General features: G+C 67.6%; 11 protein-coding genes. 3 read left to right on the top strand and 8 right to left on the bottom strand.

Annotation, left to right across the window (positions count from 1 at the left end; all coding sequences use genetic code 11):
- The 7 genes from VFQ05_18455 to VFQ05_18425 form a co-directional block, all read right to left on the bottom strand.
- Nucleotides 1-1,076: thiolase family protein (locus VFQ05_18455; protein HET9328752.1), on the bottom strand; the 1,076-nt coding region annotated here is incomplete at its 3' end.
- Nucleotides 1,073-2,173 carry a VOC family protein gene (locus tag VFQ05_18450; protein ID HET9328751.1) on the bottom strand — a complete coding sequence of 367 codons (1,101 nt, stop codon included), beginning with the start codon at nucleotides 2,171-2,173 and terminating at the stop codon, nucleotides 1,073-1,075. The genes VFQ05_18455 and VFQ05_18450, both read right to left, overlap by 4 nt.
- Before the next feature lie 8 nt (nucleotides 2,174-2,181).
- The gene (locus VFQ05_18445) at nucleotides 2,182-3,645 is read right to left on the bottom strand and encodes an aldehyde dehydrogenase family protein (GenBank protein ID HET9328750.1); all 1,464 of its coding nucleotides are present in this window, start codon (nucleotides 3,643-3,645) and stop codon (nucleotides 2,182-2,184) included.
- Nucleotides 3,646-3,659: 14 nt separating this feature from the next.
- The gene (locus tag VFQ05_18440) at nucleotides 3,660-4,244 is read right to left on the bottom strand and encodes a DinB family protein (protein HET9328749.1); all 585 of its coding nucleotides are present in this window, start codon (nucleotides 4,242-4,244) and stop codon (nucleotides 3,660-3,662) included.
- A gap of 32 nt (nucleotides 4,245-4,276) precedes the next feature.
- Nucleotides 4,277-5,134 carry a 3-hydroxyacyl-CoA dehydrogenase gene (locus VFQ05_18435; protein ID HET9328748.1) on the bottom strand — a complete coding sequence of 286 codons (858 nt, stop codon included), beginning with the start codon at nucleotides 5,132-5,134 and terminating at the stop codon, nucleotides 4,277-4,279.
- Nucleotides 5,131-5,721 (bottom strand): biotin transporter BioY, encoded by a 591-nt coding sequence (locus tag VFQ05_18430; protein ID HET9328747.1) that lies wholly within the window; start codon nucleotides 5,719-5,721, stop codon nucleotides 5,131-5,133. Before VFQ05_18430 ends, VFQ05_18435 begins: the two co-directional genes overlap by 4 nt.
- Before the next feature lie 127 nt (nucleotides 5,722-5,848).
- Complete coding sequence (locus tag VFQ05_18425; protein ID HET9328746.1) at nucleotides 5,849-7,873, bottom strand: glycosyltransferase family 39 protein; 2,025 nt, start codon at nucleotides 7,871-7,873, stop codon at nucleotides 5,849-5,851.
- Nucleotides 7,874-8,034: 161 nt separating this feature from the next.
- Here VFQ05_18425 and VFQ05_18420 point away from each other — a divergent pair, with 161 nt between their 5' ends.
- From VFQ05_18420 to VFQ05_18410, 3 genes are all read left to right on the top strand, one after another.
- Nucleotides 8,035-9,882, top strand: coding sequence for an acyclic terpene utilization AtuA family protein (locus VFQ05_18420; protein ID HET9328745.1), 1,848 nt, complete (start codon nucleotides 8,035-8,037; stop codon nucleotides 9,880-9,882).
- Nucleotides 9,883-10,001: 119 nt separating this feature from the next.
- On the top strand, nucleotides 10,002-10,871 hold the full coding sequence (locus tag VFQ05_18415; GenBank protein ID HET9328744.1) for an SPFH domain-containing protein: 870 nt from the start codon (nucleotides 10,002-10,004) through the stop codon (nucleotides 10,869-10,871).
- Entirely contained in the window at nucleotides 10,864-11,082 is a 219-nt protein-coding gene (locus VFQ05_18410; protein ID HET9328743.1) for a hypothetical protein, read from the top strand. Before VFQ05_18415 ends, VFQ05_18410 begins: the two co-directional genes overlap by 8 nt.
- 26 nt (nucleotides 11,083-11,108) lie before the next feature.
- On the opposite strand, the gene VFQ05_18405 is transcribed toward VFQ05_18410, so the two are convergent.
- Nucleotides 11,109-11,594, bottom strand: coding sequence for a sigma 54-interacting transcriptional regulator (locus tag VFQ05_18405; protein HET9328742.1), 486 nt, complete (start codon nucleotides 11,592-11,594; stop codon nucleotides 11,109-11,111).
- Nucleotides 11,595-11,868: the final 274 nt, after the last annotated feature.

Raw genomic sequence — 11,868 nt, 5'->3', positions numbered from 1 at the left:
ATCCGGTTCCCGCTCATGCCGGTCGGGTGGCCGAGCGAGATGGCGCCGCCGTTCACATTGAGCCTTTCCCGATCGAAGCGGAGCTCCCGGTCGCAGGAAAGCACCTGCGCGGCAAACGCCTCGTTCAGCTCCACGACGTCGATCTGGTCCAGCGTGAGCCGGTGCTTCTCGAGCAGCTTGCGCGTCGCCGGCACCGGACTGATTCCCATGCGGGCGGGATCGATCGCGACCGAGGCATAGCCGATCAGCGCGGCCTGCGGCTCCACGCCGAGACGCTTGGCGGCCTCTTCGGACAGCACGACCATCGCGGCGGCGCCGTCGGTGATCGCCGAAGCGTTGGCCGCCGTGATCGTGCCGTCCTTCCTGAAGACGGGCCGGAGCTTCGCCATCTCCTCGAAGGTCGAGTCGGAGCGGAAGTGCTCGTCGCGCTCGATGGTGGCGGCCTTGCGCCCCGTGCCGACGGTCACGCTCACCACTTCCTTCGTGAAACGTCCCTCGTCCCACGCCCGCGCCGCGCGCCGATTGCTCTCCATGGCATAACGGTCCTGCTCTTCACGAGAGATCTTGAACTCGGTGGCCAGCGTTTCGGCCGTCTCGCCCATCAACTGATCGCAGAGCGGGCACAGGTAGCCGTCGCGAAACATGGCGTCCACCAGCGGCTCGTCGCCGAGCTTCTTTCCCCAGCGCACATCCATGGCGAGGAAGGGAATGCTCGACATGTGCTCGGTGCCTCCCGCCAGCACGACGTGGCTGTCGCCGAGCTTCACGCTCTGGGCGCCGCTCACCACCGCCTGCATGCCCGAGGCGCAGGCCTTGTGGATGGTGAAGGCCGGCACCGAGTCGGGAAGGCCGGCGCGCCGGACGATCTGGCGCGCGACATTGGGTCCGTTACCCGCCTGCCGCGCGTGACCGACGATCGCTTCGTCGACGGCCTCGCCGGAGATCCCGGCACGCTCGAGCGCCGCCCGCGCGGCCAGGCCCCCGAGCTCGGCGGCCGAAGAAGACGCGAGCGCGCCGCCGAAGTTGCCGATCGGAGTGCGCGTCGCACCAGCCAGCAGGACGCGGGGCTCGCTCACCGCTGGCGGCCTCGCTTCGGTTTGCGTGCCGCAGCCCGTTTCACGGGCCGGCCCTTGCTGGCGGTGGCCACCGCGGTCTTCTTGCGCACCACCGAGCGGCGTTCCGCTTTCCGCAAGCGGCCGATCGCCGGCTTGCCCTTCGCCTTCTTCTCGTCCCCCGTGCGCTTGGGCGTGGCGCGCGTGCGATCGGGACCTGCGCCGCGCACCGACGCCACCCGCGTCGTCGTGGCCGAAGGCCGCTTGCGGACGGGCTTCGCCTTGGAGCGATATCGAGGCTTGATGGCCACCAGGCTCGCCGCCTTGGAGGCTTTCTTCAGCGGCTTGCGGATCGCGGTCTGATGCGGAGCGCCGTCGTCCTCGTATCCTTCCGCCAGCTCCTCTTCGAGGGTCGGCTCGCCGGACGGCTCGTAGAAGCGCACTTCGTTGCCGTCGGGATCATTCGTGTCCGCGAAAGTCCCCCAGTCCTCGTCGCGCGGCGCCGTGGCGAAGTGCAGCCCGCGCTCGCGGGCTTCCTCCGCCCAATCCATCAATCCGCTCATGCGAAAGCCGAATGAGAGTCCCGGGCCGTCCTTCTCCTCTCCACCTTCGGCGCGCGGTCGCAGAGCCAGTGAAGCGGCGCCGCCATCGAATTCCACCCACCACGGCGAATCGACCAGGATCTTGAGACCGAGCACGTGGTGGTAGAACGCCTTGGCCGCCGCGAGATCGCGGGTGTGGATCACCGCGGAGCCCAGCCGAAGGCCATCGCCCATCGGAATCGGTTGCGTCGGCTGCGCGACCGCCAGCGCATTTCCCTCCGGATCGACGAACCGCGCGAGACGGCCCCAGCCGTGCATCTGGATCTGGCCGGTCATCTTCACGCCCCGATCGGCGAGCGTGCGGAGCGCGGACTCGAGATCCTCGGTGGCAAACGTGATCTCGGCGTGGGGCGGGTGTCCCTGCGACACCGGCCGCAGCGCGAGCAACGCGCCGCGAGTCGGATACGAAGTCCAATTGGCTTCCGCCGTATCGTGGCGGAGCCCGATCTCGCGCTCGTAGAAAGCGCGCATGCGCTTCATGTCGGACGTGTACAGCAGCACTTCCATGAGACGAAGCATGCTGGCCTCTATTCGAGATTCACCCACACGCTCTTCACCTGCGTGTATTCGCGCAGGCTGTCGGCGCCGAGATCGCGGCCGAAGCCGGATCCCTTGACGCCGCCGAAGGGCATGCCGGGATCGTAGAAGTTGTAAAGGTTGACCCACACCGTGCCCGCCGCCAGGCGGCGCGCCACCGTGTGAGCCTTTTTCACGTCTCGGGTCCACACGCCCGCGGCGAGGCCGTAGAAGATGTCGTTGGCCTTGGCCACACCGTCATCGACCCCTTCGAACGGGATCACGCTCAGCACCGGTCCGAAGATCTCCTCCTGCGCGACGCGCATGTGGTTTTCGACGCCGGCGAGAAGAGTGGGCTGGACGAACCAGCCCTTGCCGTTGACCGGCTGGCGCTTGCCGCCGGCGGCGATCCGCGCTCCCTCGCCCACGCCCGCTTCGACGTAGCCGAGGACCTTCTTCATCTGCGACTCGTTGACCAGCGCTCCCATCCGCGTCTTGGGATCGAGCGGATCGGCTGGGGTCAGCTTCTGCGTGCGCTCCGTGAGCTTCGCCAGCACCTCGTCGTGGGCGCTCTTCTCTACCAGCAGCCGCGAGCCCGCGGCGCACACCTCGCCCTTGCCGTAGAAGATTCCGTTGTAGGCGCCGCGCACGGCGGCATCGAGGTCGGCATCGGCGAAGACGATGTTCGGAGACTTGCCGCCCAGCTCGAGCGTGACCTTCTTCACCGAGTCCGCGCACTCGCGCATGATCTGCCGGCCCACTTCCGTCGAGCCGGTGAAGGTGATCTTGTCCACCCCCGGGTGTCGCACCAGCGCAGCACCCGCGCTCGAGCCGGGTCCGGGCAGCACGTTGAACACCCCCGGAGGAAGACCGGCCTCCAGGGCCAGCTGGCCGATGCGCACCGCGGTGAGCGGCGTCTCGGCGGCGGGCTTGAGCACCACGCAGTTGCCGGCGGCCAGCGCGGGCGCCGCCTTCCAGCCCACCATGATCATCGGGAAGTTCCAGGGGATGATCGCGCCCACCACACCGACCGGCTCGCGCAGTGTGTAGGTGAGGTAGCCGGGGTTCACCGGCACGGTCTCGCCGCCGAGCTTGGTGGCCCAGCCCGCGAAGTAGTGGAAGCACCCGGCGACCGTGGGGATGTCCACCTGGCGCGACTCGAAAATGGGCTTGCCGTTGTCCATGGTCTCGAGCCGCGCGATCTCGTCGGCATGCGCGAGAATCAGGTCGCCGAGCTTCCACAGGATGCGCTGGCGCTCGGCCGGGCGCATGCGCGGCCAGGGCCCGCTCTCGAATGCCGCGCGCGCCGCCTTGACCGCTCGATCCACGTCTTCCGGACCGGCTTTGGCGACCGCGCAGATCGGCTCTTCGGTGGCGGGATTGTAGGTCGTGAACGTCTCGCCCGAGGCGGCGTCGACGGTTTCACCGTTGATGATGAGCCGGGCCGGCTGCACCGGCGCGAGCGTGTCGGTCATGGATGGAACCTCCGCTAGCGCGCGCGCGCGAGGCGCCAGCGCTTGATCATGTCGGCGTGATGGCGGTCGTGAGGCGGCAGCACGTGGAGCATCCAGCCGAACGGATGCTCGGAGCTCCACATTTCGGCCGGGTCCTCGGCGACGCTCTCGATTTCTTCCATGAGCTGTTCGCGAACGCGATGGAGCGCGCGCAGCGCGTCCTCCCAATCCAGGTGGCGCAGCGGCGCCATCAGCTCGGCGTTGAGGATTCCCATCGCGGGCTCCTCGACCCCCTTCCACGAGGCCTCCTGGCCATGGCGGGTGGATTCGCTCTCGCGCAGCCGCGCCTGATCGCGCGTGATCAGGTGGAGCACCGTCTCGCGGGCGCTCCATCGCCCCTCGCCCATCGGCTCGTTGGCGGAAGCCGCGCTGAGCCCATGGATCGCCGCGAGGAATGCCGCGCGGGCGCGAATCAGCTCGAACATCAATAGCTGCTTGGCCGATGCGCCGGCGCGTTGCGGGAACGACGCCGCAGCGGCGCCCACCGCGCGCTTCGCGCGTGGAGCACGGACCACCCGCAGGGCGGGCTTGGCCTTGCGCCGGGGCGAAGTCCTGGACACCTTTCGCGTTGCCTTCTTCTTGCGCGCCGGTGTCATGTCGAGGAGTAGTCGTAGACACCACGGCCGCTCTTCCGGCCGGTGCGGCCCGCGGCCACGTATTGCTCCAGCAACGGGCAGGGGCGGAACTTCTCCCCGAGCGTCCGGTGCAGAAAGCGCAGGATCGAAAGCCTGGTATCGAGCCCGACCAGATCCACGAGCTCGAATGGACCCATCGGGTGGTTCAAGCCGAGCTTCAGCGCCTTGTCGATGTCGCGCGCGCTCGCCACGCCTTCCTGCAACATGTAGAAGGCCTCGTTCCCGATCATCGCGTTGATGCGCGAGGTCACGAAGCCGGGCGACTCACGCACCACCACGCACTCCTTGCCCATGCGCTCGCCGACTTCGATGGCGGCCGCGATGGCCGCGTCATGAGTCTCCAGTCCACGCACCACTTCCAGCAGCTTCATGCGGTGAACCGGATTGAAGAAGTGCATGCCGAGCACCTGGCCGGGGCGCCTCGTGGCGCCGGCCATCTCGGTGATCGAAAGCGATGAGGTGTTCGTGGCGAGCAGCGCTGCGGAAGGCGTGAGGTGATCGAGCTTCTCGAAGATCTCGAGCTTGAGGCTCATGTTCTCGGGAACTGCCTCGATGACCAGATCCGCTTCGGGGACCGCCTCATCGATCGTGGCCACGGTCTCGAGCCGCGACTTGGCATCCGCGGCTTTCGCGGCATCGACCTTGGCGGCCGCCACGCCTTTCTCGAGCAGACCATGGATCTCCGCGCGCGCCTGATCGAGCGCTCCGCGGTTCACGTCCTGGAGCCGCGTGTCGTAACCGGCGAGCGCCGAGGCGTAGGCGATGCCGCGGCCCATGATGCCGCCACCCAGGACGGCGACGGAGCGAATCGTCACACGTCGTTCCCGTGGCGGCGATGAGCCCAGCGCCAAGCGGCAGGAAACACGGCCGAAGCGAACGCGGACTTGATCAGGTCGCCCGGGATGAACGGCAGCAGGCCGCTCATCAGCAGTTGATCCGCCGGCAGGAAGCGCGCCAGCCATGAAAGCCCGCCGGCAAAGATCAAAGCACTACCCAGCAGCAGCGCCGCATACGTGGTGAAGAAGCGGCGATCCCAGCCGCGCTCCGCCAGAAAGCCGGTCAGGGCCGCCGCGAACGGAAAGGCCATGAGGTATCCGCCGGTCGGCCCGAGCAGCTTGACGAGGCCGGCGCCGCCGCCGGCGAAGAACGGCAGACCGAGGGCGCCTCCGGCGAGATAGACCATTTGCGCCAGAAAACCACGGCGTGCGCCGAGGGCCGCTCCCGAAAGCAGCACGGCGAAGCTCTGACCGGTCAGCGGCACCGGAGACCAAGGCAACGGAATGGCGATCTGCGCGGCGAGCGCGGTGATGACGCTGGCCGCCAGGATCAGCACCGTGTCACGGAGGAGACCAACGCGCGGCCACGCGACGTCGGCCAGGGTCAGCGTGCGGACGGCGGACATGGGGTCCTCGATTCGATTTGGATTCATGCGCCGCGGCCGGGACCGGCGGGGCGTGCGCACGCTCGTGGCTCGGCGTGCGAAATCCAAGCTAGCATCCGTCGCGCGGACGAGGCAACCGCAAGGGCTGCTAGGGCCTGGGCGAAGTTCCGGCGCGCCCCGGCGCGGCACGGAGCTGGGCCAGGGCAGCGCGGGCGGCGGTATCGCCGGGCACGCGCGCGAGATAGCTCTCGTAGTGGTGAATGGCCGCGGCCTTGGCCCCGGATCGTTCCTCGAGCATGGCCAGCATTCGGACCAGCGGCAGGGTTTCGACTTCCGTCATCCAACCGGCCTCGCCGGCCTGGAGCATCGCGCCGTAGTAACGCGCCGCCCTGCTCCACTGACCCCGCAAGTAAGCCGCTCGCGCCATCCCCTCGTTGAACTCCATGTAATCGGTCATGTGGATGCGCACCGTCGGCTCCAACGCCGGGATCACGAGCACGCCGCGATCCTGCTCGGTGCGCTCGACGGCTTCGGGCGGCATGCGGTACACGCGGATCTCGGCGCCGCGAACGTGGGGTCCGGCGGAGAATCGCGCCGCCTCGACTGCATAACGATCGAGATCGCGATAGAAGCGCGCTTGAGCCGCGAAACGCACCGTGTCGGCGAGATAGCGGGTGCGGACGGCGTCGGTGATCACGACATGGTCGTGAGCGGTGAAGTGCCGAATGTCGTAGTAGCGCGCCGCCTCTTCGGGCTGCACGGTGTACATCGGCACGAAGTCGATGTTGTACTTGGGCTGGGCCATCATGCGCTGCTGCTGCTCCGGAGAAAGCGTGGTCGCCCCGCGGAGGGCGGCTTGCGCCGCGCGGTCCGTGGGAAGCGAAAGACTCAGCACCTCGGCGGCCGTGAGCACGCGTCCATTCCGGTTCGCGTCCCGCACGAACTGGTCGGCGAGCGATTGTGTGGACGCCTTCCCTTGGCGCTGGTGGTACTGCCATGCGCCGAGCGCCGCCGGTGTCCATGCCACGACGGCGGCGATCATGATCAGCGCCGCCTTGGCCCGCCCCGGGAGCGAAGCCGACTGGATCCATGCCACGAGAGCGCCGGCGCCGAGGGCGAGCGGAGCGGCGATCGGCAGCGCGTAGCGTGGAAATTGAGTGCGAAGGAACGCCAGCCCCAGGTAGTAGGGCACTAGGCAGAACAACACGGCTCGCCACCCCTTCCCTCCACGCGAGGCTCCCCAGACGAAGCCAGCCATCGCGACCACCAAGCCGCCCCATCCGAGCCCTGGCCCCAGGACATGCGTGATGTATCGGATGATGCCGAGGCCTCCAGTCTCGGTGCCGAGATGGCCGCTGGTGAGATGGAGAACCTGTTGGGCCACGTCTCGCGCCCGCGCTTGCGGATCGAGGAGCAGGAACGGGCTGGTGACGAGAAACGCGACAGCCGCAACCGCCAACGCGATCAGCGGCCGGGAGCTGCGCCAGAGCCTTCCCTCGAGGCGCAGTCCATAAGCGACGAGGAGCCCCGGGATCAAGAGGAGTGGCGTGTACTTGCTGGACGCTCCGAGTCCGATCCAGATTCCGGCCCATACATCGTCCGAGCGTTGGTCACGGACGGAGATCGACACGATTCGTTCCACGGCCAGCATCGCGAACAGGGCCGCGAGGATGTCGGGGATGACGAGCTGCGAGTGCTCCACGAGCAATGGGGAGAGCGCGAGCAAGCCACCCACCAGAAGCGCGGCTGGACGGCCGGCCAGCCGCAGAGTCAGGCGCCCCGCCGTGGCCACCGTGATGGCACACGCCAGGATGCTCACGCCGCGCGAGATTCGCAGCAGCGGCCCGGGGTCGAGCCAGTGCGCCACGAAGTAATCGCCACGGTCGTGAAACACTCCGCTCAACCGGCCAATGCCGTAATGCAGGTGCTGAACCAGGAGCTGCAGATAGAAAGACAGCGACGGCCAGCCGGCGGTGTGAGGGTTCCAGTCGATGTGACCTGTATCCCAGCCCCACATGGCAAAGGCCTTCTTCATCGGGAGCGCCTCTTCTTCGACGACCGGCAGCCCCCATCCGAGATGCGGCAGCCGCACGAGCACCGCGAACAGCGCAAGCCCGAGAATGAGCCAGGCATCGGCCGAGGGCCTGAGGAGACCGCCGGACGATCGTGGCACGACAGCGCGCGGTCGGGATTCCCCGTGAGACCTGGAACGACGCTTCGCCGAGCGCTTGGGACTCGAAGGCATGGCGCGAGGGTAATCGGCGGCGACAGGCGCGTCACGGCGCGGCTGAAAGTTGACGCCCCGAGATCGAGCGGCTAGCGTGCCGCGAACCCATGCCGGACATGATCCGCATCGCCAACGCTGGCGGTTATTGGGGCGACGACCTCTCGCAGTTCAAGCGTCAGGTCGAGCTGGCCGCTGTGGATTACGTGACGCTCGACTTCCTGGCCGAGATCACGATGTCCATCATGCAGAAGCAGCGCGCCCGCGATTCGAAGACCGGATATGCGCGCGACTTCATCGCGCAGGTCGAGGAAGCGCTTCCGCTCCTGGTCGAGCACGGCACCAAGGTCATCACCAACGCCGGCGGCGTGAACCCTCTCGCCTGCCGGGGCACCCTGCTGGAGCGCATCCAGCAGCACGGGCACCAGCTCGAAGTCGCCGCCGTGGTAGGTGATGACCTGATGGATCGCCTGGGCGAGCTGAACGCCACCGGCGTCGCGTTGGATCACATGGACGACGGCACTTCGTTCCAGCAGGTACGCGATCGCGTCTCGTCGGCGAACGCCTACTTCGGCGCCTGGCCGGTGGTCGAGGCGCTGAAGAGCGGCGCGCAGATCGTGGTCACGGGACGATGCACCGACACCGGCATCACGCTCGCGCCGATGATCCATGCTTTCGGCTGGGCCGCCGACGACTGGGACCGCCTGGCGGCGGGAATCGTCGCCGGGCACATCATCGAGTGCGGCGCTCAGAGCACCGGAGGCAACTTCACCGACTGGCGCCGCATCCGTCACTTCGAGTCCATCGGCTATCCGGTGATCGAGGTCTTCCCTGATGGATCGTTCGTGGTCACCAAGCACGCCGGGACGGGCGGAGCCGTGACCGTGCGCACCGTGACCGAGCAGCTGGTCTACGAGATGGGCGACCCTCGCTCCTACATCACGCCGGACGTCACCGCCGACTTCGGCTCGATCCGGCTCGAGCAGGCGGGCCGCGATCGCGTGCGCGTCTGGGGCGTGCGCGGCCGGCCGGCGCCCGGCTCGCTCAAGGTGAGCGCTTCCTACTTCGACGGCTGGAAGGCGAGCGGATCGCTGATCATCTCGGCGCCCGAAGCGGTGGCGAAGGCCCGCGCCTTCGCCGACCTGTTCTGGCGCCGCCTGGGCGTCGAATTCATCGAGACGCACGCGGAGTTGGTGGGCCACTCCGCGTGCTGGGGGCCGCTGGCGCCCGAGCGCGATCCCTCCGAGGTGCTCCTGCGGCTGTCGGTTCGCGACCGCGACCGCGACAAGATCGAGCAGTTCGCGAAGATGATCCCGGCGGTCATTCTCTCGGGCCCTCCCGGCGTGGCGGTGACCGGCGGAAGGCCCCAGGCGCAGGACGTCGTCGCTTACTGGCCCGCCCTGGTTCCTCGCGATCGCGTGAAGCCGCGGCTCGTCACCCGCGAGGGCGAGCAGACGCTCGAATGGCCCACGCCCCTCCTCGCGCAGTCGCCGGTTCCGCCCTTGCCCCGATTCTCGGCGCCACCGGTGCGAGGCAGCGCGAAGGTCGTCACGGTCCCGCTCTCACGACTGGCTCACGCGCGCAGCGGCGACAAAGGCGACATGTGCAACATCGGCGTCATCGCTCGGTCGCCCGAGATCTACCCGTGGCTGCGCCGCACGCTCACGGCCGCCGTGGTGAAGCGTCATTTCAAAGGCATTTGCCACGGTCGCGTGGAGCGCCACGAGGTGCCCAATCTGACGGCGCTCAACTTCCTCCTCCATGAATCGCTGGGTGGCGGCGGCACCGTGTCCCTGAGGCTCGACGCGCAGGGCAAGACGCTGTCGCACGCTCTGCTGGCGATGGAGGTCCGCGCCCCCAAGGCCTTGGTCGACGCCGCCGAAAGGGCGGACCAGGCGGACGGCCAGCCACCCCGCAGAACGCCGGTCGCCAGGCCCCGGCCTCGCCGTCGAACCTAGGCTAAGGTCAACTACCTCAAACACTTCCATTCTTCGTTCCTGGCTCTCTGCAACTCTTCACCTGGCTTCTCCGTTATCAATGTGATATCAGTATGACATCGCTGAAAGGAGGAGCTCAGATGTTCCGCGAAAGAGAGGTTCGTGCCCTGGCAGGTGTCCCCATGTTGCTCCTGTGGACTGTCGCGTTCTTCGCCTCCGCTTGGCTGCTGGTGTTCGCGATACGTAGCCACGAGGGGTGGGCCGTCATCGGCGGCCTTCTCGCGCTGGGGATCGACAGCCTGATGTTCTTCGGTCTGTTCATCGTGAACCCCAACGAAGCCCAGGTGGTGACACTGTTCGGGAACTACGCGGGCAGCATGCGAAAGACGGGGCTGTGGTGGGTCAACCCCTTCACCGCCCGCCGGCGCGTGTCGATGAGAGTCCGCAACTTCGAGAGCGCCAAGCTCAAGGTGAACGACAACCACGGCAACCCGATCGAGATCGCCGCGGTGATCGTGTGGAAGGTCGTGGACTCGGCCGAGGCGATGTTCGAGGTCGACAACTACGAGAACTTCGTCCACGTGCAGTGCGAGGCGGCGCTCCGCAATCTGGCGACGTCCTACGCCTACGACGCGCACGAGGAAAAGGAAGTCTCTCTACGCGGCCAGCCGGTCGAGATCGCGGACGAGCTGCGTCGCGAAGTCCAGGAGCGACTCGAGAAGGCCGGGGTCCAGGTGATCGAGGCACGAATCAGCCATCTCGCCTACGCCCCGGAGATCGCCGGCGCCATGCTGAGGCGCCAGCAGGCCAGCGCCATCGTCGCCGCGCGCCAGAAGTTCGTCGAAGGCGCCGTCGGGATGGTGGAAATGGCGCTGGAACAGCTTTCGCGAAAGCAGGTGGTGCAGCTCGACGAGGAGCGCAAGGCGGCCATGGTGAGCAACATGCTTGTCGTTCTGTGCAGCGACCAGCACACCCAACCCGTGGTGAACGCCGGCTCGCTCTATCAATAGGCGGCTCCCCGTGGCGCGCAAGCCCTTCCTGCTGCGACTGGACCCGGCGACGTTGGCGGCCCTGCAGAAATGGGCCGCCGACGACTTGCGCAGCCTGAACGCTCAGATCGAGTTCCTGCTCCGGCAGGCGCTGCGTGACGCGCGGCGTCTCACGCCCGAAAAAGGAAGCCCGCCACTCGGAAGTGGCGGGCCGTCGAGCCCGGGCGAGTGAAGCGGTGCGACAGGATGGATGCGCGATCAGGCCGCGCCGGCTTCGACCTCGTCGAGATCGATGCGAAGCTTGTCGATCTCGTCCCTGAGCTCGGGGATGAAGCCGAGAACGTCCGGATCTCCCGCGACCCCCACCGCGAGGCGCACGGGCCAGCCGCCATCGGCGCCGACCGAGCCTTCCAAAGTGTGTTGCGCGAACCAGGCCAGTAGCCGCTGGCAGTCCGCGGAGAGCGCATCGGCCTGGTCGAGGAACAACGTGCCCGACCAAGCGGCGCGAATCGGATCCGGCCCTGGATCAGGAGCGGTATCGGCCATCAGCGCCTGGAGCGCCAGACGGAGCCGGTCTTCCTCCTGTCGGCAGTCCACGGTGACGAAGGGTCCGCTCGAGACGTGGCTCGTGCGATGGAAAGAAATAGCCACAGCCCGACGTTCCATCGCTTGGCCCCCAATCACCAAGAGCGTCGTCAGGCTGTGGCAGTGAAGCTCGATGAGTTCGGCGGGGGGCTGTGCCATGTGCCCCCCGCGCCTCTCGCTGGGGATTCCCATTCCCGTCCCGTTCCCTTTCGACTTCTGTCAGCGCACTGGTCCGCGCCGCTCACGCAAGACAGCGACGGACAGGCGTCTCGACTCCTGGTCAGCGCACCGTTCCGAGCCGCTCACGCAAGACGGCTACGAAAGAGCTACCGGACCAAGAACGAGCGGAGGCTCGACCCCAGCTATGAATCTGCATCCCGAACAACCCCATGCCCCACGAGCCGGTCCAGCCGGGACCGACCGTCGCGACCTG

Source organism: Candidatus Eisenbacteria bacterium (assembly GCA_035712145.1).
Classification (GTDB): domain Bacteria; phylum Eisenbacteria; class RBG-16-71-46; order RBG-16-71-46; family RBG-16-71-46; genus DASTBI01.
This window is presented reverse-complemented; position numbering and strand designations above follow the sequence as displayed.

Coding starts and splice junctions, on each gene's coding strand:
- VFQ05_18415 (HET9328744.1), top strand. CDS start 10,002: ATGTTCCGCGAAAGAGAGGTTCGTGCCCTGGCAGGTGTCCCCATGTTG.
- VFQ05_18445 (HET9328750.1), bottom strand. CDS start 3,645: ATGACCGACACGCTCGCGCCGGTGCAGCCGGCCCGGCTCATCATCAAC.
- VFQ05_18420 (HET9328745.1), top strand. CDS start 8,035: ATGCCGGACATGATCCGCATCGCCAACGCTGGCGGTTATTGGGGCGAC.
- VFQ05_18450 (HET9328751.1), bottom strand. CDS start 2,173: ATGCTTCGTCTCATGGAAGTGCTGCTGTACACGTCCGACATGAAGCGC.
- VFQ05_18430 (HET9328747.1), bottom strand. CDS start 5,721: ATGTCCGCCGTCCGCACGCTGACCCTGGCCGACGTCGCGTGGCCGCGC.
- VFQ05_18405 (HET9328742.1), bottom strand. CDS start 11,594: ATGGCACAGCCCCCCGCCGAACTCATCGAGCTTCACTGCCACAGCCTG.